The following is a 25,230-nucleotide window of genomic DNA, read 5'->3' as shown; positions in this document are numbered from 1 at the left end:
GGCTGGCTCACGGCTGCACCTGCGCGTCCAGCAGCGGCGTCCACAGTGCCAGCGCCAGGCCGCAGAGATCGCCGAAGCGTCCGGCCAGCAGGTCGGTGGCGGGCGTGCCCCCACCGAAGGCCAGCGCCAGCGGTGCCTCCTCCCGTTCCGCCATGGCGAACAGCCCCCCTTCCCAGGCGTTGCTGGCGGCGCTGGAACCACTGCCGGGTTTTTTCCGTTCCGCCAGCGCGTAGGCGTAGCCCATGGCCGGTGGCACCGGCCAACAGCGCAGGCGGTGCTCCTGGCGCCAGCGGAGCAGGGCGTTGAGCTGCTCCGCCGCTTCCTCCTGCGTGGGAGCCGCCCAGACGCCCACCACCTTGAAGGCCTCCTTGTCGCGGGCGATCAGGCGGGCTTCCCTGGGGGCGGCACCGGCCGCGGTGGCCAGCAGCAGCTCCAGCCACAGGCCGAGGCGGTCGCAGGGGCGGGGATTTCCAAGCCGCACCTGCACCAGCGTGCTGCCGTGGGCCACCAGCTCGGCGGCCAGGGCCCGCGTGGCCGCGCCCTCCTCGCCTTGCTGCCAGCGCAGCGCCAGGGGTTGTGGCTCGCCCAGGCCTGCCAGCAACTGCTGCAGCGTGTCCCAGCGGCCCGTCAGGGTCTGCACTTCCAGGGCTCCGGCACTGAGCGGCGGCAGCACGCCACGCCCCTGCGCCAGGTGGCGCCAGTCGGGGGCGGGCAGGGGGGTGCTCTGCGCGGCCAACAGCCCCGCTTCTGGTGCCGCCGGCCGCGCGGCGGCCTGCCGCTCGTGCTCCTGACGCAGCAGCCAGGCCCGCTGACGTTCGTCGAGTTCGAGTGCTTCGAGGTCATCGAGCGGCTCCACCCACTCCCTGGGCCGCAGCCCCAGCTCCTTCAGCCACTGGGCCTGGGGCGCCAGCAGCCAGTCGCGCAGGTCGCTCCAGAGATCCAGCTCGGCCTCGCTCACGCCAGCAACGCCGCCGGCCCGCGCCTCCGCCCCAACGCCGAACGCTTGTTCTGCCGGCTCCTGCAGGGCCAACGGCCAGGCCGGCGCCACCGCCGCGGCGCCATCGAGCTGCTGGCGTGCCAGCAACTGCCGCCGGTCGCAGCTGGCCGGTGGCCGCTCGCCCGTGGCGAGGAAGTTGACCCGCTCCAGCGGGTTGGCGGCATGGCTGACCACCAGCTGCTGCGCCACCGGCTCCCCCAGCTCCGCCTTCAGCAGCTCCAGCCACTGGCGCACGGCGGTGGCCGGTGGCATCTCTTCCCCTTTTCGCTCCTCGCGGCTGGTCCAGGCGATCAGCAGGTGGTCGCGGGCCGACAGCAACGCCTCCATCAACACGTAGCGGTCCTGGTCGGCGGGACTGGGGTCACCAAGCCGCCGTTCCCGTTCCATCAGGTCGAAGCCGGGTCGCTGCCGTTGCCGTGGAAACACATCGGCATCGAGGCCCATCAGCACGATCACCCGGTGGGGAATGGCCCGCATCGGTTCCAGGGCGCTGATTGTGAGGGCGCCGCTGCGATGGCCGAAGCGGCCGCTGTCGCTGGAGAGGCGCTCCTCCAGCACGGCGGCCACCACGGGAGCGCTGATCGGCAGCGGGCAGCGGGCGGCGCTGCCTTGCCACTCGGCGATGGCGGCACGAATCGCCTGCAGCTCCCAGGCCCGCTCCCCTCCCTCGCCGAACAGCTCCGGCAGCAGGGCGGCCAGGTGGCTGCCCCAGGCGACGGCGCTGCGCGGCCGGCCCAGGCCCTCCAGCACGCGCTGCACCTCGATGAGCAGCCGGATCCAGCGCGCCTGGCGCTCCACGCTGCCCCCCAGCGCCTGCGGGGCGGTCAGGCCCACGGCCACGCCCGGTTGATCGGCCAGCACCTGGCCCAGCAGCAACCGGTCGATGGCCCAGCGCAGGCTGTGGGTGGGATCACCGCCGCGGGCGGTGCCATCGAGGCCCCAGCGGAAGCCTGCGGCCTGCAGCGCGGCATTCAGGGCGGCCGGTTCATCGGCTTCCAGATCGAAGTGGGCCTGCAGGGCGCCGTTCTCCAGCAGCGCCTCCAGCGCTGAGGCGGTGAGCCGCTCTCCCCCCAGGCGCAGCAGCTGCAGCAGGGCCCCGCCGATGCTGGCGTCCCCCTGCTGGCTGCGGTCGGTGAGCCGCCAGGGGAGGGTCACACCGGTGGCGCCGCTGTCGCCGAACACCGAGCCCAGCAACGGCGCCAGCTGCTCCACCTGGGGGGTCATCACCAGGATGTGGCGTGGTTCGAGGCTGGGATCCTCGGCCAGCAGCTGCAGCAACCGGTCGCGCACGATCTGCACCTGGCGCAGCCGCCCCGGACAGGGGTGGAACTCCAGCGAGTGGTCCCCGGGCGCCAGCGTCAGGGTGGGCCAGGCCTCCGCCTCCACCAGCTGCTGCTGCAGCTGCTCCAGCAAGCTGGGCGGCCGCCGCCCCTGGTGCTCGGCGCCACTGGCCGGCAGAACGAAGAGATCGCGGGTTGCCTCGGCGGCCAGCTGGGTGTCGCCGGTGCCCTCCAGCAGTTGCTGGAATTCGCCGCCGAGCCGCCCGAAGCGGGCTTCGAGTCCGGGTGTGCGTGCCAGCCAGTCGAGGTCGTGGGGATCGGCCAGCTCGATCGCCACATCGAGGCTGCGGCGCCGGTCGCTGCAGCGCTGCCAGAGATCGCGGCAGGGGGTGAGCAGGTAGAGATCCACCGGCACCACGGAGGCGAGCGCCTGCAGCAGGTGCACCTGCACCGGAGCGGCACTGCTCAGGCCGAACAGCCGCAGCGGACCCTGGAGCCCATCGAGGCAGGCGGTGCCGTGGCGCAGCCGCTCGATCGCCGTGAGCACCTTGAGGCCGAAGGGCGGCCGGCTCAGCCGCTCCTGCAGCTGGCGGAACAGGCGCGGTTGCCAGAGCTGATCGGCCGGCAGCGGTTGGCCGCGGTCGTTGTGGTCATGGCCGCGGCACCAGGCGGCCACCATCGCCGGCCGGTAGAGGCTGAGGTCGTCGAAGCTGTCGGCGATCGCCCGGCCCAGTTGCCACAGGGGCAGATCGAGGGCCGGCCGCTGGCCATGGCCGCGCTGCTCCAGCCAGTGGGCCAGCAGGGAGGCGTCGGGGCCGGCGGCGAGCGCGGGGAGCAGCTCCAGCAGCGGCCAGACCAGCTCGGTGGCCCGCCACGGATCACTGTCTGCGGCGCCTTCGCCCAGCAGACCGTCCACGGTCTGGCGCAGCTCGCTGGTGAGAAAGGGAAAGCGCAGGTTGGCGGCGATACCACCGAGTTCCAGGGCCAGCTGCTCGCCCAGCCAGCGGCTGGTGGGCCAGGTGTTCACCACCACCCGCACGGTTTCGAAAGGACCGGGGGGGGCGTGCAGCAGCTGGAGCGCCAGCAGGGCGGCCAGCTGTTCAGCGCGGTTGCTGCGGAAAACGCTCAGCACGGCGCCGCCGCTGGGCTGGTCAGAAGGAGCCGAGCGCGGCCTGGCCTGCCCGAGCCCGCTGCGGATAGCCCGTGCCAGGCACGGAGATGCTGGCGCCGCTCTCGGGGCAATAGGCGGTGAGGGTGCCGCCGTAGCAGGCGCCGGTGTCGATCATCACGATGCGGTTGAGGCGACGCACCGTTGGGGCCGGCGTGTGACCGATCACCACATCGCCGAAGCGGCCGTCGTAGGCCTGCCAGAAGGGCAGGCGGATGCTCAGATCCGGCGCCCAGGTGTGGGGGTTGAAGCCAGCGTGGGTGGCAACCCAGCCCTTGCCTGCATAGGTGAGCGGCAGCACGTCGAGGCGTTCCTGCCACAGGCGGCAGCGGGAATCCCCCAGCTGGCGGTAGGTTTCACAGCCGGCCAGGGCGGGGTTGCGCAGCCAACTGCCCCGGCGCAGCGAATCGAGCAGCCGCTGCTCGTGGTTGCCGCGCAGCCATACGGCGCGGCCTTCCTGCACGAGACTCCAGGCCAGCTGCATGGCCCGCTCGATGTGGGGGCCGCGGTTGATCACATCGCCGCACAGCACGAGGCGATCGCCGGTGGGCAGCCGTTCCAGCAGCGACTGCAGGGCATCGGCGCAGCCATGCACGTCACCGATCACCCAGTGACGGGAAGGCTGCGAAGGGGGAAGCATGCAAAGAATGCGTTAACGACAGTCTCGCCCAGCGCGCGTGAATCTGTCAGCCCCCTCGGCAGCAACCGCCTGCCGGCGCTGATACGGTCCGGCAGGCGTCGTTGCGGGCCCATGAATCCAGCCTCCCTCCCCCCGTCTCAGAAGGTGAAGGCGCTGGTGAAGGCGCTGAATGGCGCCAAACGCACCAACGAGGCCCTGGCGCGCTGCCAGGACGGGGACGAAATGATCGAGGTGTTGCTGGGAGCCTCCGCCAAGCTCGGCCTCGGCCTCACCCGCGAGGAGCTGCTCTCCACTCCGCCGATCCGCGACTGGATCTGGTGGAAGAACAAGGAGGCTTTGCTCACGATCGGCGACAACCGCCCGCGGTACCAGCAGGATGTGCGGCCCACCCCGCAGGCGCCGTCGCCAAAGCTGCCCACCCCGGAGGGTGCCGAGGGCGAGAAGCGCAAGCGCTTCTTCGGCCTGTTCTGAGGGTGGTGCCGGTGCGGCCATGGGCCTCCTTTGCCGCAGACACCTCCGCCGCAAACACCTCTGCTGCGGACACATTTGCTAAACATTTCGCGCCAATGGGGTCCGCCGCGCGCACGATCCGCGCTGAAGTTCCGCACCAAGCGATCAACGCTCCACAGGATCTACCGATTCTTTACAGGAGATCGGCTTCATTTTTCGGCCGTTGCCACCACTTCAGCTGACAAAGTGGGCAGCCAAGCCATGACAGCGATCCAACACTTGACTCCCACCAACCTCCACTGGCAGGAGAACGGAGAACTCCATCCCGACGATCTGGAGTGCCTCCGGGATCGTTGGCTTGCCGACGCTGCCCTGGATTCCCGCCAGCACCACCACCTTGCCGGTTGGGTGCAGCACAAGACCAAAGCCCCACTGCGCCGCAGCTGAGCAGGAAGGCCCCGCGCTGTCGGGGCTGAGCCCCTGCTGCCCCGTACCAGCGGGGCTCAACACCAACACACCACAACAATCACTGCACGTCGCCCAGGCTGATCAGCCCGGGCTGTGGCAAGTGCCTCCGCCCTGCTCAGGTGGTGGCCAACGGGTCGGCGATGGTGGCCGAAGGAGCCAGGAAGCTGCCCTTCGCCACGAATTCCAGCCTCAATTTGAGGAATTCGATGAATTTCGGGTCGGTTGACACCACCGCGGCCGCCGGTCTGGGCACGCTGCTGCCCAGGGTCTGCAGTTCAGCGGCCTCCAGAAAGGCAGGCCGCGACACGAGCCAGAAGTCGATCGGCTGGTTGCGCTCGGCGTAGTGGCGACGGCGTTCGCGCAGCACTTCCTCCAGCGGCTCCTCCACGGTCAGAAACGCTTCGCTGGCGGCAACGAAGTGATAGGTGAGGGGCGCAGGCAGGGTCATGGATCGATCGAGCCGAACAGGGGATCGCGGCGTGGATTCTGAACCAGCGCCTTCATCTGGCGGACCGCTTCCTGCAGGCCCACCGCCAGGGCGCGGGCCACGATCGTGTGGCCGATGTTCAGCTCCTCCATCCCTTCGATGGCCGCTACCGGCTCCACGTTCTGATACGTGAGCCCGTGCCCGGCATTCACCCGCAGCCCCAGGCTGCGGGCCACGTGGCTGCCTTCGGTGAGGCGTGCCAGCTCCAGGGGCTGTTCGCTCCAGCTGGCCTCGGCGTAGGCGCCGGTGTGAAGTTCCACCCAACGGGCGCCACTGGCGGCACTGGCCTCCAGCTGGGCGTTGTCGGGGTCGACGAACAGGCTCACGGGAATCCCCGCCGCCTGCAACCGGCCCACCAGAGGCCCCAGGCTGGCGGTCTGGGCCCGCACATCGAGTCCGCCCTCGGTGGTCACTTCCTCCCGTTTTTCGGGTACCAGCGTCACCATGTCCGGACGGATGCGCAGGGCGATCGCCTCCATCTCCGCCGTGGCGGCCATCTCCAGGTTGAGGCGTGAGCGCACGGTGGCGCGCAGCAGTTCCAGATCCCGCGGCTGGATGTGCCGCTGGTCTTCCCGCAGGTGCACGGTGATGCCGTCGGCGCCTCCCAGCTCCGCCAGCAGGGCCATGGTCACGGGATCGGGTTCCAGCGCACGGCGGGCCTGGCGCACATTGGCGATGTGATCGATGTTGACGCCAAGGCTGGCCATGGCAAAACCGGGAGGTTCCTGGATCCTATGGATCGCCCCCAGGCCACTGTTCTCTGGCCGCAGCGGCAACTGCCCGTGCCCTTCGGCGCTGCGCAGCTGTGACTCTTAGCTTGCAAGAACCTTCAGCGGTGGGCGGTGACAGCGCAGTCGCAGCAGCAGATCGAGCCGGAGAGCGCGGCCTGCCCGCCAGCCCCTGCAGCGCCCACGCCTGATGGCGCCACACCTGCGGCTGTGACTCCAGCGTTGATCCGCCGCGAGCGGCGACTCTGCAACGGCATCAGCCCCTGGCTGGCGCCCCTGGCCATGGCTGTCACCCAGGATCTGGCCTTGCCCTTCCAGTTTCGGCGCATTCACGTGCTGGGCCGCCAGCACCTGCCCGGAGAGGGCGCCGTGCTGCTGGCTCCCACGCACCGGGCCCGCTGGGATGCCCTGGTGCTGCCCCATGCGGCCGGCCGGCGCGTCACCGGCCGCGACTGCCGCTTCATGGTGACCCGCACGGAAATGCAGGGCTTGCAGGGTTGGTTCCTGCACCGCCTCGGTTGTTTCCCGGTGGACCAGAGCCGTCCTGGCACCACGCCGCTGCGGTATGCGGTGGATCTGCTGGCGGCCGGCCAGCAACTGGTGGTGTTCCCCGAGGGGCACATCCGCCGTGAGGACGGCCCGATCCGTCTTCATCAGGGACTGGCCCGGCTGGCGGGGCTGGCGGCAGGGCAAGGGGTGGCCGTGAACGTCGTGCCGGTGGGAATCGCCTACGGGCATGGCCGGGGGCTGCGTCGGGATGAGGCAGCGGTGTGTTTCGAGGCCCCGCTCACGGTGCAGAACCAGAGCCGTGCTTCCGTCAAGGGCCTCAATGCCCAGCTGGCGGTGGCGATGCAATCAGCTGAGGAAGCGGCCCGCGTTGCAGTGGGTCGGCCGATGCCAGGCGCCTAGAGTTCGGCCGCCTTTTGTGAAGCAGCCGTGCGTCGGCCCCACGTCGCCCTTGGGCTTGCCCTGGCACTTGCTCTTCTGCCCCTCGGTGCCACCCAGCCCGTTCAGGCCCAGACGCAGGAAGAACCCCCGAAAGTGCTGGAAGGATCAGGATCCGGCTTCAATCTCGCGGCAGTGAAGGGATTTCTCACCCGTGGCGATGCCGCCGTGGCCCGTGGGGATCTCACCAGCGCCCGCAAGGACTATGACCTTGCCCGTGATGCCAGCCGCCGCCTGCTTGGTTTCTACCGCGATCTGAGCGGCTCCTTCCGCGGCCTTGATGCCCGTATCCCGCGCGAGATGGATCAGAAGGCCCGGGAGGCCCTCGAGATCTACGCCCAGTCCAACCTGCGGCTGGCGGCGCTGTTGCGCCGTCAGGGCCAGCCGGAAGTGGCCGTGCCCCTGCTGGTGGAAGTGGTGAAGGTGATGACCCCGGCGCGCGAAGAGGGCCGCAAGGCCTATCAGAGCCTGCTCGAGCTCGGTTTCGCCGTCACTCCGTATGCGGCGGGCGCTGAAGCCCCTGCAGCTCCGCGCTGAAGTCGGCGGATCCGCTGCTCCCACTTCTAGATTTCCGCCACAGGCCACGACCGACTCTTCATGGTGTTACCGGATCAGGTCAGAGCAGCGATCCAGGGATCCCTCCCGGACGCTGAGGTGGAAGTGGAAGATCTCACCGGCGGTGGCGACCACCTGCAGGTGAAGGTGGTTTCTGCAGCCTTCGAGGGGCTCAGCCGCATCCGCCAGCACCAGCTGGTGTACGGAGCCCTGCGCAGCGAGCTGGCCAGTGAAGCCATTCACGCCCTGGCGCTGCAGACCTCCGCGCCGGCCTGACCGCACCTGGCCGGGCGCCGCTGCTCTCAGCCGCCCTATCCCTGCCTGATCGGCGTTGGCCGCGACATCCACAGAGCGTTACGCCAGATCCCCGCTCCACTGTCTCCTTTCTTTTCAACCCCCCGCACTTCCATGGAAACCGCCACGCAGCAACGCCTTGAAGCCCTCGTCAGCAGCGCACCCGTGGTGGTGTTCATGAAGGGCAACAAGCTCATGCCCCAATGCGGCTTCTCCAACAACGTGGTCCAGATTCTCAATGCACTCGGGGTTTCGTTTGAAACCTTCGATGTGCTCTCTGATCCCGAGGTGCGCCAAGGCATCAAGGAATTCTCTGATTGGCCCACCATTCCTCAGGTGTACGTGAACGGGGAATTCATCGGCGGCTCCGACATCCTCATCGAGATGTACAACTCCGGCGAACTGCGCGAAAAACTCGCCGTGGCGCTGGCGTCCTGAGCCTGAGCCTGCAAGAGGGCCCAACGAAGCCATGAGCCGAGGTGTTGGCTTCGCGCAGGCTGCGTGAGTTTCACGTTTTCTGGCTGGAGCGCCGGCTTGATCCCACGCGGGTGACAGCGGGCCTGGCCAGTGCCAGCATTGAGAGTGCGGCCCGCTCCCTGTCAAGAGACTTGCTGCCGCAGCGGCTTCGTTGCAGGCTCAGAGAAGCGCTCAGTTGCGGCTGTTTTTGAACAGCGTGCTCATGTCACCGTTGGGCCCCACGAAAGCGGAGGGGTCCATGATCCAGCGGTCAGTGAGCTCCTCCAGGCGCCGCTGCGAGAGCGGATCGAGGATGGAGGTGCGCCGCAGGGCGTGCAGGTAGCCGTCGGCGTAGAGCCGCAGCTCACTCTGGCTATGGAAACGGCTGGCCAGGTCTTGGCAGGCGTCGCAGAGTGACTGAAAGTGACGGATGGCTTCGGGGTTCTGGAGCGCGGTCATGGGGAGAGCGGAGGCGGGAGCCGGTCGCCAGCACAGCCAGTGTCACCAGTGACCTTCTCCCTCTCCAGTTAGCCTAGGCGCGCATACGCGGTCGCGAGTGGAACTCACGCCCAATCAGAATCCAAACCCAGCAAAGGCTGAGGGATCGGTTGGCGTTGATCGCCGCGGACCCGCAACCAGTGCTCTGAAACGCATCCTGGTGGTGGACCCCCACCCCACCCTGCGCACGGTGCTGGCCCAGCGCCTTCGCCAGGACGGCCACCTGGCCGCCGCGGTGGCCACGGCCAGCGAGGCGCTGCAGCTCTGCGAAGACCAGATGCCCGATCTGCTGGTGAGCGCCGAACTGCTGGAGGAAAGCTCGGCCCTGCGCCTGGCGGCCCACCTGCGCTGTCCGGTGATGGTGCTCACCGCCCGCACCGGCGCCGATCCGGTGGTGTCCCTGCTGGATGCCGGCGCCGACGACGTCCTGCGCAAGCCCTTCGGCCTCGAGGAGCTGGCGGCCCGCAGCCGCAGCCTGCTCAGGCGCAGTGGCAACGGCCTGCAGGAGCGGGTGTGCGTGGGGCCGCTGGAGGTGCATCTGCTGCTTCGTCAGGTCACCCTTCACGACCAACCGGTGGAGCTGAGCCCGCGCGAGTTCGCCCTGCTCTGCGCCCTGCTGATGCCACCCGGCATGGTGCGCAGCCGCCAGGAGCTGCTGCGGATGGCCTGGCCCCCGTTCAGCGGTGGCCCCCGCTCGGTGGACACCCAGGTGCTCACCCTGCGCCGCAAGCTGGAGCTGGCCGGCCTTGGCGAAGGCGGTGGCATTGAAACTGTGCGTCAGCAGGGCTATCGCTTCAGCCTGGAAACCCTGCCGGAAGCCAACGACATGCCGCAGGCTCCCACCACACCACTGCGCCAACCCACCAGCGCCAACTGAGCGCTCAGGGCACGGGCGTTCAGGCTGGAGCTCCAGCTTGGCGTGCTCAGATCCTGATGCTGAGCGCGAAGGCTGCGGCTTCACCGAGCAGCATGGCCACGCTCAGGCCTGCCAGGGTCCAGTAGGTCCAGGCAGGGGTGATCCTGCCCACGCCGGTCAGCTTGAGGCCGGTGGCCTGCTGCACCTGCTCGAGGAACTCCGGGAACCGGGCCACCCGCTGGGGCAGGAGGTAGCGGCTGGTGCCGGGCCCCTTGAGGTAGTACACAGTGCCGCCCTGGCTGGTGCCGATCGGCATCAGGCCGTGGATCTGCTCCCAGCGCAGACTCCAGCCACGACGCAGCCACCAGCGGCACCAGGCGGGATAGGTGACGCGCACCCCCTCGCCATCGAGCTGCACCTGTTCGCTCAGCAGTGCACTCACCAGCAGAAAGCCCAGCGGCACGGCCACCAGGCAGAAGGGGCGCAGGCCTGGCGGTGCCATCACCGGCAGGGGCAACACCAGGGCGAGGTAAAGCGCCAGCAGGGTGAAACGGATCAGCGGCGCCAGCGGATAGCAGTGCAGCGTGCTGCCGGCAGGCGCGGCGGGGGGTTGCATCGAAGGGCGATGTGGGGAGCGGTTCAACAGCGGTCGTCCTGAGGGCGATCAGGCCGCCTGGCCGCCGCCGGCGCCGAACACCTGCCGCTCCTGGCCCTTCCAGAAGGCGCCGATCCGCATCAGATCGGTGTGGGCGTCCTGCACCCGTTGGATGTACTCGTCGGTGGTCATGGAGTCTTTTTCCTCCCTGAGCTTGCTGAGCCGCAGTTGCATGAGCAGCCACGGCTTGGTGAGCATGCCCTGCTGCTCCAGGTAGCGCGCCAGCTCCTCGGAGCTGGGGTTGGGCCTGGCTGACATCAAGAGTTGTTGTGAATTGAAACAATCTTAGGCAGCGGGGCGCGGGCCTGTGGCGTCAGTCCGGCAGTGCCCAGGGGTTGAGGCCCAGATCGGCGCCGACCCGGTGCGCGCAGGCGAAGCCGCTGAAGGCCACGGCGTTCAGCCCCTGGCCGGGGAAGCAGGAATCCCCCACGCAATAGAGCCCCGGAATACCGGTGCGGTTGAACGGCATCGGCAGCAGACCTGGCAGCCGCAGCGCCGGAATCGGGCCATAGCTGCCCTGATGCCGGCCCAGGAAGCGGCGGTGGCTGCGGGGTGTGCCCACCTCTCGGTGGGTGATGGCCGCGCCAAGGCCTGGCAGGAAGGTTTCCAGGCGGCGGATGAGGCGATCGGCGGCGGCCTGCTTGGCCTGCGCGTAGGCCGTGGGCCCCAGCTCTTTCCAGGTGTCAATCGCCGATGGGGTGAAGGCGTGGACGATGTGGTGGCCAGGCGGCGCCAGGGCCGGATCCAGCAGGGTGGGAATCGAGACGAACACCGTGCCCTGCTCCGCCTCCATCTCCTCCCAGCGCTCCAGCAGCAGGTGGTGGCAATGGCTGCCCGCCGGAATCACCTCCGCCTTCACGCCCAGGTGAAGCGAGAGGAACGACGCCGAGGGTTTGTAGCGCCGCCGCCAGACCGTTTCCGCAGCCGGTGTGTGGGCGTCGTCGACCAGGCTGCCGAAGGTGTCCCAGCGGGTGGCATTGGAGATCACCCGCCGGGCGCGGATCGTTTCACCGCCGGCCAGCTCCACCCCCACCGCCTGGCCGCCCTCCAGCACCACCCTGGTGACCCTGCTGCGGTAGCGGATGGCGCCGCCGTGACGCTCCAGTCCGCGCACCAGGTGCTCGGCGATCGTGCCGACACCACCGCGGGGGTAGTTGATGCCGCCGGCATGGCGATCGGAGAACACCATGCCGGCATTGATCATCGGCGTGCGATCGGCCGGCATCACCGACCAGCAGAAGCACTCCATGTCGATGAACTTCAGCAGGGCCGGATCGCTGATGTGCCGGCGCGCCACATCGCCCACGTTCACCGGCAGCCAGCGGGCCAGGCCCAGGCAGGCCAGGGGCGCTCTGAAGAACACCTTGGCCAGATAGGCCGGATCCTCCAGGGAGAGGAGCGGCATGGCATCGAGGCAGCGGAACACCTGCCAGCAGGTGTCGTAGAAGGCGCGGATGCCGGTGGCTTCGTGCGGAAACAGGGCCGTGAGCCGGGCGATGAAGCTGTCGTAGTCGCGATCGACGGCCACGTTGAGACCGCCGGGCAGGTGGTACTCGAGCTGGGCAGGATCGGGGATGGTGTCCTGCCGTTCGCCCACATCCGCCAGAGCGCGGGTCAGCAGGTTGGTGTGCCCCTTCTCGCCGAAGCCGAAGATCATCGAGGCGCCCACATCGAAGGTGTAGCCCTCGCGCCGAAAGCTGCCGCCGGAGCCCCCCGGGATCAGGTAGCGCTCCAGCACCAGCACCTTCGCCCCCTTGGCCGCCAGCTGGCTGGCCGTCACCAGCCCGCCGATGCCGGAGCCGATCACCACCGCATCCAAGGCCTCGCCGCCCGCCACCGGGGAGGTGTTGACGCTCGTCTGCTGCACGGGGATGTTGCCGGTGCGCCGAGGCTAGGCAAGCGCCAGGTCGGCCCCGGGAGTGACGGCCGGATCTGCCATGCACGCTGCTGAGGATGGTGCCGTGAAGGGGGCGAGATCCGCCAGGGCGCGGTCGCGGTAAGCGCCGTAGCGGCGGCGTTTGTCGCGGATGCGCTCCGGCAGCTCCGGCATCAGGCCGAAATTGGGCGGCATCGGCTGGAAGCGCTCACTGGGCGCGGTGGCGATGAAGTGGGTGAGGGCGCCGGCCATGGTGGTGGCGGGCAGGCAGATCGGTGCCTGGCCCAAGGCCAGCCGGGCGGCGTTGGTGCCGGCGAGCCAGCCGCCGGCCACCGCCGCCGCATAGCCCTCGGTGCCGGTGATCTGCCCGGCCGCCAGCAGGCTGGGGCGCTGGCGGAACTGCAGGGTGGCATCAAGCAGCTGGGGCGCTTCCAGGAAGGTGTTGCGGTGCATCACGCCGAAGCGCACGAAGCTGGCCTTTTCCAGGCCCGGGATCATGCGCAGCACCCGCTTCTGCTCGCCCCACTTGAGATTGGTCTGAAAGCCCACCAGGTTCCAGAGCTGGCCGTCCCGGTCTTCCTGGCGCAGCTGCACCACGGCGTAGGCCCGCCGGGCTCGACGCACATCGGCGTCGTAGAGGTCGCCCCAGCGGGGATCCCACAGGCCGATCGGCTTGAGCGGCCCGTAGCGCATGGTGTCTTCGCCGCGGCGGGCCAGCTCCTCGATCGGCAGGCAGCCTTCAAAGAAGTGGGCGCTTTCCTGCTCGAAATCTTTCAGTTCGGCCTGCTCGGCGCTCAGCAGTGCCTCACGGAAAGCGAGGTACTGCTCCTTGTTCATCGGGCAGTTGATGTAGTCAGCGTCGCCTTTGTCGTAGCGGCTGGCGCGGAAGGCCACGGCCATGTCAATGCCCTCGCCCTCCACGATCGGGCTGGCGGCATCGAAGAAGTGACAGGAGGCGCGGCCGGTGAAGCGCAGCAGATCCTCTGCCAGCGGTTCACTGGTGAGCGGACCGGTGGCCAGCACGGCGATCTCCCCGGGCGGCGGCAACACCAGCTGCTCGCTGCGCTCCAGGGTGATCAGGGGATGGGCTTCCAGCGCTGCGGTGAGTGCGCCGCTGAAGCGGCCGCGGTCGACCGCCAGGGCCCCACCGGCGGGCACGGCATGGCTGTCGGCGGTGCCGATCACCAAGGATCCGAGCTGGCGCAACTCCTGCTGCAGCAGGCCCGCAGCCCGGTCGGCCGAGAGGGCGCCGAAGCTGTTGCTGCACACCAGCTCACCGCACTCGGCGCTGTGGTGGGCCGGCGAGCGGCGCACCGGCCGCATTTCAATCACCCGCACGGGAACCCCCGCACGGGCAATCTGCCAGGCCGCTTCAGTACCGGCCAGGCCGGCACCGATCACCCAGACCATCAGGCGCGGGAACGCTTGAGCATGAGTTGCAGCTGGCCGACTGCCGCACGGCCGATGTTGAACACGGCCCAGCCCACGGCCAGCAGGATCGGGGTAGCAACCAGCAGGAGCCGAGCGTCCATCGGGAAGGGGCGAAGTGTGGGTGAATCTTACGGAGCTCAGGCGCCGGCTTCGTTCGGATCGGGGGGGTTGAGCCATTTCTCAGCAATCGGCCCGCGCCCGGCATGGGCCTCGGCGAGGCTGCGGTAACGGCGGGCGTGCTGACGCTGTTCGGCAGCTTCGGCGTCGCTCAGCGTGCGGCGCGCCTGGGCCGGCACCCCGGCCATCAGGGTGCGAGGCGGCACATCTTTGGTGACCACCGCCCCGGCGGCCACCAGGGCTCCCTCCCCCACCGTGACCCCGTTCAGCACCACGGCGCCGATGCCCACCAGGCAGCCGTCTTTGAGCGTGGCGCCATGCACCACCGCCCGGTGGCCCACAGTCACCTCCTCGCCGATCCAGACCCCCTGGCCCGGATCGCCGTGCAGCACGGCACCGTCCTGCACGTTGCTGTTCTCTCCCACCCGGATCGGGGCAAGATCTGCTCGCAGCACGGCCATGGGCCACACGCTCGCGCCTGCCGCCAGTTGCACATCCCCGATCACCACCGCCTCCGGCGCCACCCAGGCTTCGGGGTGCACGGAGGGCTCAGGCCAGGGGGCTTGGGGCACGGAACGGGGCGCCAACAGCGCTCATTCTCCCTGTGATACGTTCCCTTGGTGCCCAGTTGGGCGGGTCGCTAGCTCAGCGGTAGAGCACTCGGCTTTTAACCGATTGGTCCTGAGTTCGAATCTCAGGCGACCCATACCCTTTCAAAACGGCCCCCAGGCTTCTTCAACGCCGGCCTCAGGCTTCCTGTCATGGAGGTGCTTCCTCCGTCAGGGTCTGGAACATCACCAGGGCGTCCACATCGCCCAGCCGCTTGTGTCGAAAGGCCCCGGGCAGGATGCCGACGACATGGAAGCCGTTGGTCTGCCAACAGCTGATCCCAGCGAGGCTCGTGCTCACCACCAGGTTGAACTGCATGGCCCGGTAGCCCAGGCGCCGGGCCGTCTGCAGCGAGTGCTGGCAGAGGTGCGTGCCCATGCCCTGGCGGCGGCAGCGCTGCGCCACCACATAGCCGGCATTGGCCACATGGGCGCCGAGGCAGAGCGTATTGGGCTTGATGTAGTAGGTGCCCACCAACGACCCAGCCGCCTCTGCGGCCACCATCACCGACTGGGTCTGCTCCAGCCATGACGCGCGGGCCTGAGCCTCTGTGATGGCCGGGTCATGGGGGAAGGTGTCACCGGCGCGGAACACCGGCTCCAGCAGCTCCCACACCGCTGGCCAGTCGGGTGCTTCAAACGGGCGGATCTGCAGCGGGAACGCCACCGGGAGCAGCTGCACGGAAGAGCCAATGCATCCTGGCGCTGGCTGCTTGGCGCTGCTCGCCACCGCCCATGGGATCGGACATCAGCGAGACCAATCGCGTGAGGATCAGCAATACCCATCGCCCGATGGTCAGCCAGCTGGCAGGACGTCCCAGCGTGCCTGTCCAGAGGGAGGGTCTGATCACGCACCACAATCCGGGTCGTCACCGACGGGCAAGTTGCCCGTGGATTGGTGCAAAACAAAGCTTGCGCACAGCATGGCGGCGGTTCCACCGCTTCGCGGCCTTCACCACAGCGTGCAGGTGTTGCTGCAGGATCACGCTGCTCGATTCAGCATTGAGCCGATCCTCGGAAGAAGCTATAGAGACGCACGGGAATGAGCCAGGACATGCGCTGCGTTTCCTTTTGGATCAGCAGCCCTATGGGATGGGGCGTTGTCTCTGCATGCGCCAGGCCGGCGAATCGTTGCCCTCCTTTGCTGACCGGGAACGACCCGCCCTGGCACCCATGGGGCTGACAGTGTGGAGATCCGGCGCTGTTACCTCGCTGGTATCGATCGCCCATCGCTTGAGCTCGCTTCGTGGCGGTCTTGACCTGCCACCGCTTCGTCCTTTCTTCCTCAGTTGCGCTACCTTCGCACCGTTCCCGTCGTGGAAGCAGCCTGTTGGAGTGGATGGTCCCGCGGGACAGGACTGTTGTCAGTTGCTACGGCTCAGCACCCCGCAACTCCCGGCGATTCCGATCGCTCCAGGTCACCGAAGTGGCCCTTTTGCCGTCATGGGCCTGACACACCCATGGAACGTCTGGTCGCCTTCCCTCTGAGTCAAAGCTGCGGCATGCCTGTTGTCTCCATCCCCACCGATGCATCGTTCTGAAAGTGACCTGCCCCTGGCCGACTCGAGCCAGCAGCGCCTGCTTGAGCTGGGCCTTTCCGGTGACAAGAAGACAGAAGATCTGCAGCAGAATCTCTCCGCTCTGGCCTCCTGCAATGGGATCCTCTGGCTCGGCGGAGATGAAGGCCGCAGCCTTTACCGGCTGAAGCGCCTGGATGAGCACCGCTACGGCGAGCTTTGCGAGGTGAAGCTCAAGGATTTTGGCCTGGCTGGTGGGAAAGACAGCGGCGAATCAGACATCGAGGGACTGTCGCTCGATGCGGATCGGCTCTGGCTGGTGGGTTCCCACAGCCTGCGGCGCCGGAAGCACGACGACGACAAGGGTGAACCGCTGGGCCTGCATGACAAGCAGAGCCGCAACGCCCATGTGCTCGGCTGCCTGCAGCTGGATAGCGAGGGCCGGCCTGTGACAGGTCAGCGTTTGGCGTTCGATCCGGCCGCTCCGCGCGATGCCCTCACGTCGGCTCTGGCGACTGATCCGCGGCTCGCCCCGTTTCTGATGATTCCCAGCAAGGACAACGGCCTCGACATCGAAGGCATCGCCGCCCGCGGCGATCGGGTGTTGGTCGGGTTGCGCGGTCCGGTGTTGCGGGGCATCGCCCTGGTGGTTGACCTGCGGCTGGGTGGGCTCGATGGCGACGGCCCCACCCTCAGCCTTGAGCGCTGGCGCTGCCGCCATCTTCAGCTCAGCGGCCTGGCGGTGCGGGATCTGGCCGTGGTGCCCGGCAGTGACGACGTGCTGGTGCTGGCCGGCCCGACCATGACCCTGGCGGGCCCTTGTTACATCTACCGCTGGCGCAACGCCCTCCGCCCTGACGACTCCGCCCCGACCCCTGGCCTGACGGTGGAGCAGCCGGAGCCGCTGCTGTGGATCCGTGATGGCCGCCCTGGTCGGCCGGATCAGGGCAGCGACAAGCCGGAAGGCCTCGACGTGCAACGCCGCGACGGCCATCTGCTCGCCTGGGTGGCCTACGACGACCCCACGGTGGCGCGCGGCGAAGGTCCAGGCCTGTGCACCCGGCTTGAGGGGTTTGTGGTGCCTGAGTGAGACGAACTGGATGCTGCGTTCGGGCGTCGCTTGAATCTCTTCTCCTTCCTTTTGGATTCTTCCTTACTCACCCAGCGCAGCAGCCACCGCTCGCTGGAATACCTCCTCTTCCGGGGGCAGGCCGGTCCAGCGCTCGAAGATCTGCATAGCGAGCTGCACCAGCATCTCCACGCCATCCACCACCGGGCAGCCCCGCCCACGCGCTGTGGCCAGGAACGGTGTGATGCGGGGGTTGGTGATCACATCCACCACCACGCAGCCGGGATCGACCGTGTCCCATTGCACCGGGATGGGCTCCAGCTCGGGCGCACAACCCAGGTGGGTGGCATTCATCAACAGGGTGGTGCCCGCCGGCACGGCCACCTCTCCCTGCCAGGGCTGCCACACCGCCGGCACCCCGGAGGCGCGGGTGACGGTGTGGGCCACCTCTTCGCCCTGCTCCTGCCGCCGCGTGACCAGGGTGAGATGGGAGGCGCCAGCCCAGGCCAGCTCCACCGCCATCGCCCGACCGGCACCACCGGCTCCCAGCATCACCACCCGTTGCCCCGCCAGGGGCGCCACCTTTTCGATCGCCTTCACTACTCCCTTGCCGTCGTTGTTGTGGCCGATCAGGCGGCCCTCTTCGATCGTGAGGTAGTTGGCGGCGCCGATGGCCTGCACATCGGCATCGACAGCATCAAGCAACGGCATCACCGCCACCTTGTAGGGCACGGTGATGCCCACGCCGCGGTAACCGAGGGGCACCAGCGCCTTCACCGCCAGGGCCAGATCCAGTTCGTTGGCGATGTCGTTCTTCCAGAACTGCCAGTTCAAGCCGTAGTGGGCATACACCGCGTCAAACATCAGATCAATCGGGTTCTCCGCCACCGGGTGGCCGAGCATGCCGGTCATCTGCTTCTGGGGAGGGATCATGGCGGTGGTGCTGCAAGCTCCAGCCTCGCAGCGTTGGCCAGACCAGATCCATACTGGCAACAAGGTGACATCGGCCTGGGGAAACAATCCATTGCTTTGACCATGGCAATGGACTGTGGAGGTTGCCCATCGAAGCCCGCGCCACGTTGGATTGGAACTAACCATTTGCCCATCCGTTGCAATCAGGTCGCCCGTTAGGTGCTGATCGTTTCAAGTCGTGCATTCGCCGCTGTGGGCGATTCCTGCTGCTTAGGGGGCGGGTGGGGGTGGAGCGTCTTGCTGGTCAATCACTTCAAAGGAGTTCTTTGCATTACCCCTTGCAGTAATGATCCAGCAATTTGATGGCCCATGGAGGATTGGTGCCCACCGTGAAGGCCTCAAGCTCAATGACCTTTGTGGACACATGGCCTCGGTATAGAGGTGAATTCAGTTGGTCTTTAAACCTCTCTGCCGGAAACACCTGAATTCCCATAGGTTCACTATTTCTGCCAAGGCCACCAGCGCGGCAGGACTGTGCAACATGGGCGGATTCGTGGGCAAGGATCTCAACCAGAATGTTGCTTCCCAGTGCAACTGCTGAAGGCTTGATTCTGACTTCTGCCACTCCTGGGTCCCAGACTCCGGCAGCACCGTCCGTCACATTGCCGCTGATCAGCACGCGAACTCCTTTGGCTTGAAGGCGAGCAATCAGCTCGCGGATATTGGCGTGAACAGTTGGAGCAACCATCTCCTGATCGCCGGCTTGTGCTTTGCCGATCAGCACCTCCACATCTGCTGGTGTCTGAAGCCACCAGGAATTCCTCGTGGATGGGCTGTAGGGGGCGAGCCATTGGTGAAGTGCTCGTGGGTTCGAAGCCAGATAGGCATAGGATCCAAGCAATGCAGCCACGCCTAACCAGGCCATGAGAGTTTGCGGCGAAGCGTTCCACCTCCATTTCACAGACAAGGCCTGGATGGACTGGGACCGTTGCCGGTTTTGCCTTTGTTGCTCTTGACGCATCGGCACACCACAGACAGCGCAAACAGAGCGCCCGGCAAGGCTTCTGTCCAATCGAACGGATCGACTTCGGCAATTCGGACACTGAAGGGCCATGGAATGGGAGTCAAATGTAGAAATTATATGGCGCGCCTGCAAGAACATTGGCGATGGTATGAGCCAAGCCTTTTCCATCAAAGACATCCACAAGTCAGTACCTCAAGCAGGCTCCAGCTCAGCACGAACGGATAGGTGAGATCCACATGGCATGCACGAATACGGAATCGTTCGTGCAACACGGGATGAGGCACGTGGGCAGCAAGGTGAACTCTGGAACGATCGATCTTGCTGGCTCCAACCCCCTGCCAGACGTCACCGGCTTGCCAGGGGGTTGGAGCCAGGCCCCAATCGAGGTCTTGGAGTGTCAGTCACTGGAGAGTGCGTCGAAGCTGATTGACGGCTTTGCCTTCGGCTGGCAGGTCTTGATCACTTTCAAGCGGCAGTCCCCTGTTGTGCCTAACCAGTTGATTTATCTACAAGGCAAGAGCGCAGTTCGCATCCGGGACACATAGCCCGCCGACGCCAGATTAGCGCCCCTGCGTTGAGCCAGGCTCAGTGGCTTGCTGGCGCATGTTGCTCACCAGCCCGCTGCGTTTCAATTCGCTGATGGATTGATCGATGCGCTCTGCCGTGGCCTCCGGCAGGCCTGGCGCAAAGGCGAAGGCCTGAGATTCCGGGCGGATCCCCTGCAGGGCCAAGCTCGGCACAATGCCTTTCGCCTTCGAATGAACCAGCAAGTAGCTCAGCTGCAGATTATCGCCAAGCAGGGCATCAATGCGCCGGGTCACGAGTAGATCCAGGCCGGCACGAATGTTGGTCAGTGGCACGATTGAAATCTTCGCTGCGGTGCCGCCTGTATTCAGCTCTTTCAATAGGCTTTCGCTGACAGTGCCCTGCCGCACTCCCACCCGCAGCCCACGCAGATCTTCTTCCGAGCGGATGCTCCCACCGGCGCTTCCCTGTACCTCCTGTGCCACATTCACCGTGAGATAACCCACCAGCAACGACGCCGACACAATGCGCACCATGTAGGCCATCAGCACGACACCATGGCCCCGGGTGGTGCTCACCAGGGTGTTACTCCCCGGCCCGGTGGCAAGAATCTGGAACACCTTGCTGAAGCTGCGCAGGTGTCCGTCGCTGAGCGTCTGGGCTTGCTGGCCGTAGTGCTCCACGCGCCAGGTAAGGAGTGACAGCACACCGATCGCCAGTAGATAACCGCTCAGCAATTGCAGCAGTGTGGGTGTCAGCAAGGCCGTCAGGAAGGAGCGCCCAAGATCCAGCCGGCTCTGCACCACCATCACTGCCAGCCCATCTTCCTGGAACGGCAGACTGAAGCGATACCTTTCCAGGCGATCCGGCGACACGTTGATGCAGCCCACCGCCACATCCAGGCTTCCCCGACGGGTGGCTTCCAACATCTCCCGCACGGACGGCCACTCGGACACCACATAGGGCAATTGTTCACGGGTGGCGATTCGGTTCCACAGATCGATGGCCAGACCCCGCCAGGCGCCTGCATCGCGGTAGCTGCACGGTGGTGCGCCATCCACGACCCCGACCCGCAGCACCGGCTCCACGGCACCTGCCGGCAAGACTGACCCGACCGCCAGCAGGAGGGCTGTTCCCAGCCCCGCCACCGAACCCCTGATGGTTGAGTTTCTGCTGAAGATGTGCTGCCTTGCCATCAGCGCATTATGCCAAGGCTCCTACGCCACACCAGCTCAGGGTGTGGAAGATGCCGCCTCGGCTGGTGTTGAAGGCGTCCTTGATGGGCCGCTCCATTGAGGACGACTGCAGTGCATCTCTGCAGCTATGTCCATGCCCATCGCAAGCGGGCATTTTCCATCACTTCATGATCACCACATCAACGCCTGGTGTGCGGCTGCGCACCAGCACCCCCACATCATGCTCGCTGCGGTGGAACTGCAGATTGATCTCTTCTTCCCCGAGCCGCAATCCGTTGATGTCCAGTAGATTCAGCCCCTTCGGCAGGCAGGGGTTGCGCAAGCGCACCTGCACCCTGTTGCTGCCGTCTTCACGCTCGATCGACATGCCGGTGACCGCCTCCAGCAGGCCGAACACACTGGCGCTGGCCCAGGCCTGGGGGCTGCACGCCACTGGGTAGAGGGTGGGCCCTTCCTCTTCACGGCGCTGAAATCCGCAGAACAGTTCCGGCAGGCGGAACATCGGCACGGCACTGGCGGTTTCAAACAGGCCGGTGAGGATGCGCAGTGCTTCGGAGCGGTGCCCATAGTGCGCCAGACCCATGCCGATCAGGGCGTTGTCATGGGGCCATACGGACCCGTTGTGATAGCTCATCGGGTTGTAGCGCCTCTCCCGTTCATCCAAGGTGCGCACCCCCCAGCCGTTGAAGCTGGTGGGGGCCATCAAGTGCCTCGCCACCGCCGCGGCTGCTTCCGGAGTGGCGATACCCGTCCATAGGCAGTGGCCGGCATTGGAGGCACGCACCATGCAAGGCCTGCTCTCGCCGTCGAGAGCGAGGGCGTAGGAATCAATCGCTGGCGTCCAGAAAGCGGAATGAAAGCGTTGGCGCAAGGCAGCGGCTTCATCCCTCAGCACTTCCGCTTCACCGCTGCGGCCCAGGCATTGATAGATCCTGGCCAATGCACGGCGAGCCCCATAGGCATAGGCCTGCACCTCGCAGAGAGCAATGGACCCCTCCGCCAGGTGGCCATCGGCGTGGTGAATGGAATCGTTTGAATCCTTCCAGCCCTGATTGCTCAACCCGCCAGCGGCGGCGCGCAGGTAGCGCAGGAAGCCGTCGCTGCTGCTGGCTTCGGCCCTGTGGATCCAGGCCATGGCCGCTTCCAGTTCAGGTAACAGGCCAGCGATGAAATCGCGATCATCACTGCGGCAAAGGTAATCCCCCGCCAGCATCAGAAACAGCGGTGTGGAATCCACGGCACCGTAATAACTGGAGAATGGCACTTCACCCAGTGCCGCCATTTCACCCAGCCGCGATTCGTGCAGGATCTTGCCGGGTTCCTCGTCGTGGGCGGGATCCACCACCAAGGCCTGCCGCCGTGCCAGAAAGCCCAGCACACCCCGCGCCAGCCGCGGCTCCACCATCAGCATCTGGCGCGCTGTGATCAGGCCATCCCGACCGAACGGACAGCTGAACCAGGGCACGCCGGCATAGGGGTAGAGGCCGTCTTCCACCTGGCTGGCCAACAGGTGCACATCTGAGAACGAGCGCAGCAACCAACTGTTGAAGGCCGGATTGTCGCTCACCACAGAGGCGGCGCTGCGGCGGGCCTCGCGGAAACGCTGAATCGTGGCGGACATCGCGGCGTTGTAATGATCTTCTGCGCCCATTGCTTCAGCAGCGGGATGGAAGTCCAGCACCAGAAACAGCCGGAAGCTCTGCCTGGGCTCCAGTGTCAGCACCAGTCCGATGTCTTCGGCATTGACGTTCTCAATCGGCTCGCTCATGCGCAGCACCGTGACCCGATCCTCCCCATCAAGGCCCCTGTAGACGAGCTCCAGAGCACCGTGGCTGCCGCGGCGTACTGTGCGGCCGCGCTGCGGCCGGTGATAGCCCCGCACCTCAAAGATGTCGCGGAAGTCTGCATCCAGCCGCAGGGTGAGCGGCATCTTCACCGGCCGGCCTTCATAGCTGGTGAAGCTGAATTGTTGCAGGCAGGCCGTGGCTGTGAGCACGGTGCTGCGTTCCAGGTGGATGCTCATCGCAGCTGAACCGGTGCTGCCGCCATCGTTGTTGGCGAGATGGCTCACCATCACGCCCATGGCGCCAAGCTCCGTGGAGCTCAGCACCATCGGTGATTGGTTCCACAGCAACACCTGCAGCCGGCTGATGTGCCGGGTGCCACGGTGGAAGATGCCGGCATCATGCTGAAGTTCGGGGCAGATCTCGCCGCGTGAATCCAGAACGGCGAAGGTTTCCTCGTTCTTTAGAACGAAGGGAGGGAGCGGTTCAGGCATGCACCGACAGGCGGTGAGCGGGACTCTGGCAGCGCCGGGCTTGGATCAGGTGCCGGTAGAGCTGTTCATAGTCTTCCGCCTGGCGGCTCACCGAGAAGCACACCTCGAAGTGGCTGCGTACCCTCGAGCGATCCAGCTGCTCCACCTGATGCACCGCAGCAATGGCCTCCTCGATAGAATCCACGAGGAAGCCATTCACCCCTTCCCGGATCACTTCAGGTGTTGATCCATTGCGCCAGGCTATCACCGGAGTGCCGCAGGCATTGGCCTCAATCATCACAAGGCCGAAGGGCTCAGGCCAATCGATGGGAAACAGCAAGGCGAAGGCATTTCCCAGCAGATCCTGTTTGCCCGCATCATCCACCTCTCCAACCAGCTCCACCAAGGGATTGTTCCGCAGCAGCGGTTCAATCTGAGCTTGAAAATAGGGTTCATCCACCGGATCGATCTTCGCTGCCACCTTCAGCGGCATGCCCACGGCCGTGGCGATGGCGATGGCACGGTCCAGTCGTTTTTCGGGTGAAATACGGCCCACAAACACCAGATAGGGCTCCGGTGTGGCTTCGTAGCGGTAGAGGTCGTTGGGGAGACCGTGGTACACGGTTCCGAGCCAGTTGGCAGCAGGCACGGGCAGGCGCTGGGTTTCTGAAATCGATACCAACGGCACCTGATTGAAGTGGTTGTAGAGCATCTTCTGCTCCGGTGCATGCAGTGGCCCGTGAATGGTGCTCAAGTGGGGAACACCCAGCAGATCACCGATGGGGAAGTGAAAGTGTCCATTGTGAAAATGAAGCACATCAAAGCTGTCGAGCTGTTCAATCACATGATCGAGCTGGATCATGTTGTGCACGCTGGGATCCCCCATTGGGCCGCCAAGCCGCAAGGCCTTCGGCACACAGGGGCAGAGTTGAGCGCTGGTCAGGGAGTCACCACTGGCAAACAGCACCACCTCATGGCCACGCCTCACCAGCTCTTCGGTGAGATAGTGCACCACCCGTTCGGTGCCCCCGTAACCAATGGGTGGAACTCTTTCGTGGAGGGTTGAAATCTGGGCAATTCGCATATCTGTGCCTGCATCCTTCATTGGTCCGCTCATCCCGACCTTACCCACGCCACTCGCACCGCACAGGCTTACCGCATATCTGCTGCAGCCGTGCAGGGGCTCCTACACAATCCCGGTGACGATGAGCAAAGCGACAACAGGATCAGTGCGTCAGGTGTGCTGATTTCATGTTCTTTCCCATCCGAGGAGTTGTGTCATCGGCTACTCCGTCGTTGTGGAAACAAGAGCTGAAAAGCACCGTCATCGATTGTGCTTTCCATCCATCCATCGTTGGTGCTGTTGATCTGAATGCCCGCTGGAATCTTGGGTGCTCACGCTCCGCAGTCAGCTTCCTGTGTTCGGCAGTGGGTGACATCTGTTGAGCAACCTGAACGAATCTTGAGAGTGCCGCTGCTCGCCACCCTTGCCTGCGAGCCAGCTTCAGGCAACACTTTCCAAGGCCGCAGCTTCCACCCATGGCAACACGATCACTGTCTGCTGGTGAGGTGCTGCTGATCCGCCACGGCGAAACGGAGTGGAGCCTGTCGGGCCGCCACACCGGCAACACCGACATCCCCCTGACGGCCAATGGCGAGCGGGCGGCTCGTGCTTTGGCGCCGCTGCTGGCTGGTCTGGGTGTGGAGCTGGTGCTGGTGAGTCCGCTGCAGCGGGCCCGGCGCACCTGTGAGTTGGCGGGCCTGGCGGCGCAAGCCACAGTTGACCCTGACCTGCGCGAATGGAATTACGGCGCCTATGAGGGGATCACCTCCGCTGAGATTCAGTGCATGGCCCCCGGCTGGATGGTGTTCCGGGATGGTTGTCCCGAGGGCGAGAGTCCGGCGCAGATCGGCGCGCGCGCTGATCGGGTGATTGAGCGGGTGCGTGCGCATGGCGGCAAGGTGGCTGTGTTCGCCCATGGCCATCTGTTGCGGGTGCTGGCGGCGCGCTGGATCGGGCTGCCACCGAGCCATGGCAGCCATTTTCTGCTCGACACTGCCACGCTTTCGATCCTCTCCCGGTATGCCGGTGAGCCGGCACTGGGCTGTTGGAACGCCGCAACGCTGTCACTCACCACGTGAACTCCCCAGGTGCTTCAGGCGCTGCGTTGACAATCAACAGCATCCGCGCTCAGGCGTGCACCGCCCTTTCATGATTGAG

The 25,230-nt window shown here is 66.2% G+C and carries 26 protein-coding genes and 1 tRNA gene; 10 read left to right on the top strand and 17 right to left on the bottom strand.

The genetic code is table 11. The features are described from left to right. Positions 1–7 precede the first annotated feature (7 nt). Both KBZ19_RS02635 and KBZ19_RS02630 read right to left on the bottom strand, forming a co-directional pair. Positions 8–3,409, bottom strand: a complete 3,402-nt coding sequence (locus tag KBZ19_RS02635; protein WP_255099673.1) for an exodeoxyribonuclease V subunit gamma — start codon at positions 3,407–3,409, stop codon at positions 8–10. A gap of 19 nt (positions 3,410–3,428) precedes the next feature. Then, positions 3,429–4,085, bottom strand: coding sequence for a metallophosphoesterase (locus KBZ19_RS02630; protein WP_255099672.1), 657 nt, complete (start codon positions 4,083–4,085; stop codon positions 3,429–3,431). A 111-nt stretch (positions 4,086–4,196) separates the two neighbouring features. Here KBZ19_RS02630 and KBZ19_RS02625 point away from each other — a divergent pair, with 111 nt between their 5' ends. Continuing rightward, a complete protein-coding gene (locus KBZ19_RS02625; RefSeq protein ID WP_255099671.1) occupies positions 4,197–4,556 on the top strand; it encodes a hypothetical protein in 360 nt (119 codons plus the stop codon). A 258-nt stretch (positions 4,557–4,814) separates the two neighbouring features. Continuing rightward, on the top strand, positions 4,815–4,982 hold the full coding sequence (locus tag KBZ19_RS02620; RefSeq protein ID WP_255099670.1) for a hypothetical protein: 168 nt from the start codon (positions 4,815–4,817) through the stop codon (positions 4,980–4,982). 136 nt (positions 4,983–5,118) lie between these two features. Here KBZ19_RS02620 and KBZ19_RS02615 read toward each other — a convergent pair whose 3' ends face one another. Together KBZ19_RS02615 and KBZ19_RS02610 are read right to left on the bottom strand one after the other, a co-directional pair. After that, positions 5,119–5,451 (bottom strand): MgPME-cyclase complex family protein, encoded by a 333-nt coding sequence (locus KBZ19_RS02615; RefSeq protein WP_255099669.1) that lies wholly within the window; start codon positions 5,449–5,451, stop codon positions 5,119–5,121. After that, on the bottom strand, positions 5,448–6,197 hold the full coding sequence (locus KBZ19_RS02610) for a pyridoxine 5'-phosphate synthase (protein WP_255099668.1): 750 nt from the start codon (positions 6,195–6,197) through the stop codon (positions 5,448–5,450). The genes KBZ19_RS02615 and KBZ19_RS02610 overlap by 4 nt, the downstream gene beginning before the upstream one ends. 231 nt (positions 6,198–6,428) lie before the next feature. Here KBZ19_RS02610 and KBZ19_RS02605 point away from each other — a divergent pair, with 231 nt between their 5' ends. The 4 genes from KBZ19_RS02605 to grxD all read left to right on the top strand — a co-directional run bounded on the left by KBZ19_RS02605 (position 6,429) and on the right by grxD (position 8,450). Further along, positions 6,429–7,127: a 1-acyl-sn-glycerol-3-phosphate acyltransferase gene (locus KBZ19_RS02605; protein ID WP_233132845.1), complete on the top strand. Its 699-nt coding sequence runs from the start codon at positions 6,429–6,431 to the stop codon at positions 7,125–7,127. Between the two features lie 27 nt (positions 7,128–7,154). Continuing rightward, a complete protein-coding gene (locus KBZ19_RS02600) occupies positions 7,155–7,700 on the top strand; it encodes a hypothetical protein (RefSeq protein WP_094511006.1) in 546 nt (181 codons plus the stop codon). A gap of 60 nt (positions 7,701–7,760) precedes the next feature. Further along, on the top strand, positions 7,761–7,994 hold the full coding sequence (locus KBZ19_RS02595; protein ID WP_255099667.1) for a BolA family protein: 234 nt from the start codon (positions 7,761–7,763) through the stop codon (positions 7,992–7,994). Between the two features lie 132 nt (positions 7,995–8,126). Further along, a complete protein-coding gene (grxD, locus tag KBZ19_RS02590) occupies positions 8,127–8,450 on the top strand; it encodes a Grx4 family monothiol glutaredoxin (RefSeq protein WP_255099666.1) in 324 nt (107 codons plus the stop codon). A gap of 210 nt (positions 8,451–8,660) precedes the next feature. On the opposite strand, the gene KBZ19_RS02585 is transcribed toward grxD, so the two are convergent. Beyond that, entirely contained in the window at positions 8,661–8,927 is a 267-nt protein-coding gene (locus tag KBZ19_RS02585; RefSeq protein ID WP_255099665.1) for a DUF6761 family protein, read from the bottom strand. Between the two features lie 184 nt (positions 8,928–9,111). Here KBZ19_RS02585 and KBZ19_RS02580 point away from each other — a divergent pair, with 184 nt between their 5' ends. Continuing rightward, positions 9,112–9,843 (top strand): response regulator transcription factor, encoded by a 732-nt coding sequence (locus KBZ19_RS02580; RefSeq protein WP_094511085.1) that lies wholly within the window; start codon positions 9,112–9,114, stop codon positions 9,841–9,843. Positions 9,844–9,889: 46 nt separating this feature from the next. Here the strand turns inward: KBZ19_RS02580 and KBZ19_RS02575 are convergent, their stop codons facing one another. The 6 genes from KBZ19_RS02575 to KBZ19_RS02550 are packed head-to-tail and all read right to left on the bottom strand — an operon-like array spanning position 9,890 to position 14,473. After that, positions 9,890–10,438, bottom strand: coding sequence for a hypothetical protein (locus KBZ19_RS02575; protein WP_255099664.1), 549 nt, complete (start codon positions 10,436–10,438; stop codon positions 9,890–9,892). A 48-nt stretch (positions 10,439–10,486) separates the two neighbouring features. Continuing rightward, positions 10,487–10,735: a hypothetical protein gene (locus KBZ19_RS02570; RefSeq protein ID WP_094511001.1), complete on the bottom strand. Its 249-nt coding sequence runs from the start codon at positions 10,733–10,735 to the stop codon at positions 10,487–10,489. Positions 10,736–10,790: 55 nt separating this feature from the next. After that, positions 10,791–12,344, bottom strand: a complete 1,554-nt coding sequence (crtH, locus tag KBZ19_RS02565) for a carotenoid isomerase (RefSeq protein WP_255099663.1) — start codon at positions 12,342–12,344, stop codon at positions 10,791–10,793. A 24-nt stretch (positions 12,345–12,368) separates the two neighbouring features. Next, positions 12,369–13,763 (bottom strand): FADH(2)-oxidizing methylenetetrahydrofolate--tRNA-(uracil(54)-C(5))-methyltransferase TrmFO, encoded by a 1,395-nt coding sequence (trmFO, locus tag KBZ19_RS02560; protein WP_255099662.1) that lies wholly within the window; start codon positions 13,761–13,763, stop codon positions 12,369–12,371. After that, complete coding sequence (locus tag KBZ19_RS02555) at positions 13,763–13,885, bottom strand: photosystem II protein Y (RefSeq protein ID WP_094510999.1); 123 nt, start codon at positions 13,883–13,885, stop codon at positions 13,763–13,765. Before KBZ19_RS02555 ends, trmFO begins: the two co-directional genes overlap by 1 nt. 36 nt (positions 13,886–13,921) lie before the next feature. Continuing rightward, positions 13,922–14,473 carry a gamma carbonic anhydrase family protein gene (locus KBZ19_RS02550; RefSeq protein ID WP_255099661.1) on the bottom strand — a complete coding sequence of 184 codons (552 nt, stop codon included), beginning with the start codon at positions 14,471–14,473 and terminating at the stop codon, positions 13,922–13,924. 62 nt (positions 14,474–14,535) lie between these two features. Between KBZ19_RS02550 and KBZ19_RS02545 the strand changes: the two genes are divergently transcribed. Continuing rightward, positions 14,536–14,607 (top strand) — tRNA-Lys (locus KBZ19_RS02545). Between the two features lie 53 nt (positions 14,608–14,660). Here KBZ19_RS02545 and KBZ19_RS02540 read toward each other — a convergent pair. Continuing rightward, positions 14,661–15,191 (bottom strand): GNAT family N-acetyltransferase, encoded by a 531-nt coding sequence (locus tag KBZ19_RS02540; RefSeq protein ID WP_255099660.1) that lies wholly within the window; start codon positions 15,189–15,191, stop codon positions 14,661–14,663. An 845-nt stretch (positions 15,192–16,036) separates the two neighbouring features. Between KBZ19_RS02540 and KBZ19_RS02535 the strand changes: the two genes are divergently transcribed. Then, positions 16,037–17,116: a DUF3616 domain-containing protein gene (locus KBZ19_RS02535; RefSeq protein WP_255099659.1), complete on the top strand. Its 1,080-nt coding sequence runs from the start codon at positions 16,037–16,039 to the stop codon at positions 17,114–17,116. A 63-nt stretch (positions 17,117–17,179) separates the two neighbouring features. Here KBZ19_RS02535 and KBZ19_RS02530 read toward each other — a convergent pair whose 3' ends face one another. The 5 genes from KBZ19_RS02530 to KBZ19_RS02510 form a co-directional block, all read right to left on the bottom strand. Further along, complete coding sequence (locus KBZ19_RS02530; protein ID WP_255099658.1) at positions 17,180–18,028, bottom strand: shikimate dehydrogenase; 849 nt, start codon at positions 18,026–18,028, stop codon at positions 17,180–17,182. A gap of 310 nt (positions 18,029–18,338) precedes the next feature. Then, the gene (locus KBZ19_RS02525) at positions 18,339–18,797 is read right to left on the bottom strand and encodes a hypothetical protein (RefSeq protein WP_255099657.1); all 459 of its coding nucleotides are present in this window, start codon (positions 18,795–18,797) and stop codon (positions 18,339–18,341) included. A 794-nt stretch (positions 18,798–19,591) separates the two neighbouring features. After that, positions 19,592–20,659, bottom strand: a complete 1,068-nt coding sequence (locus KBZ19_RS02520) for an ABC transporter substrate-binding protein (RefSeq protein WP_255099656.1) — start codon at positions 20,657–20,659, stop codon at positions 19,592–19,594. 253 nt (positions 20,660–20,912) lie between these two features. Continuing rightward, complete coding sequence (locus tag KBZ19_RS02515) at positions 20,913–23,030, bottom strand: glycogen debranching N-terminal domain-containing protein (protein ID WP_255099655.1); 2,118 nt, start codon at positions 23,028–23,030, stop codon at positions 20,913–20,915. Beyond that, positions 23,023–24,141 (bottom strand): glycosyltransferase family 4 protein, encoded by a 1,119-nt coding sequence (locus KBZ19_RS02510; RefSeq protein WP_255099654.1) that lies wholly within the window; start codon positions 24,139–24,141, stop codon positions 23,023–23,025. The genes KBZ19_RS02515 and KBZ19_RS02510 overlap by 8 nt, the downstream gene beginning before the upstream one ends. Positions 24,142–24,548: 407 nt before the next feature. Between KBZ19_RS02510 and KBZ19_RS02505 the strand changes: the two genes are divergently transcribed. Next, the gene (locus KBZ19_RS02505; protein WP_255099653.1) at positions 24,549–25,151 is read left to right on the top strand and encodes a histidine phosphatase family protein; all 603 of its coding nucleotides are present in this window, start codon (positions 24,549–24,551) and stop codon (positions 25,149–25,151) included. Positions 25,152–25,230 lie beyond the last annotated feature (79 nt).

The sequence above is a fragment of the Synechococcus sp. L2F genome, from assembly GCF_024345695.1.
Taxonomy (GTDB): Bacteria; Cyanobacteriota; Cyanobacteriia; order PCC-6307; family Cyanobiaceae; genus MW101C3.
This window is presented reverse-complemented; position numbering and strand designations above follow the sequence as displayed.

Coding starts and splice junctions, on each gene's coding strand:
- KBZ19_RS02585 (WP_255099665.1), bottom strand. CDS start 8,927: ATGACCGCGCTCCAGAACCCCGAAGCCATCCGTCACTTTCAGTCACTC.
- grxD (WP_255099666.1), top strand. CDS start 8,127: ATGGAAACCGCCACGCAGCAACGCCTTGAAGCCCTCGTCAGCAGCGCA.
- KBZ19_RS02610 (WP_255099668.1), bottom strand. CDS start 6,197: ATGGCCAGCCTTGGCGTCAACATCGATCACATCGCCAATGTGCGCCAG.
- KBZ19_RS02595 (WP_255099667.1), top strand. CDS start 7,761: ATGGTGTTACCGGATCAGGTCAGAGCAGCGATCCAGGGATCCCTCCCG.
- KBZ19_RS02555 (WP_094510999.1), bottom strand. CDS start 13,885: ATGGACGCTCGGCTCCTGCTGGTTGCTACCCCGATCCTGCTGGCCGTG.
- KBZ19_RS02570 (WP_094511001.1), bottom strand. CDS start 10,735: ATGTCAGCCAGGCCCAACCCCAGCTCCGAGGAGCTGGCGCGCTACCTG.
- KBZ19_RS02530 (WP_255099658.1), bottom strand. CDS start 18,028: ATGATCCCTCCCCAGAAGCAGATGACCGGCATGCTCGGCCACCCGGTG.
- trmFO (WP_255099662.1), bottom strand. CDS start 13,763: ATGGTCTGGGTGATCGGTGCCGGCCTGGCCGGTACTGAAGCGGCCTGG.
- KBZ19_RS02615 (WP_255099669.1), bottom strand. CDS start 5,451: ATGACCCTGCCTGCGCCCCTCACCTATCACTTCGTTGCCGCCAGCGAA.
- KBZ19_RS02575 (WP_255099664.1), bottom strand. CDS start 10,438: ATGCAACCCCCCGCCGCGCCTGCCGGCAGCACGCTGCACTGCTATCCG.
- KBZ19_RS02515 (WP_255099655.1), bottom strand. CDS start 23,030: ATGCCTGAACCGCTCCCTCCCTTCGTTCTAAAGAACGAGGAAACCTTC.
- KBZ19_RS02630 (WP_255099672.1), bottom strand. CDS start 4,085: ATGCTTCCCCCTTCGCAGCCTTCCCGTCACTGGGTGATCGGTGACGTG.
- KBZ19_RS02505 (WP_255099653.1), top strand. CDS start 24,549: ATGGCAACACGATCACTGTCTGCTGGTGAGGTGCTGCTGATCCGCCAC.
- KBZ19_RS02535 (WP_255099659.1), top strand. CDS start 16,037: ATGCATCGTTCTGAAAGTGACCTGCCCCTGGCCGACTCGAGCCAGCAG.
- KBZ19_RS02625 (WP_255099671.1), top strand. CDS start 4,197: ATGAATCCAGCCTCCCTCCCCCCGTCTCAGAAGGTGAAGGCGCTGGTG.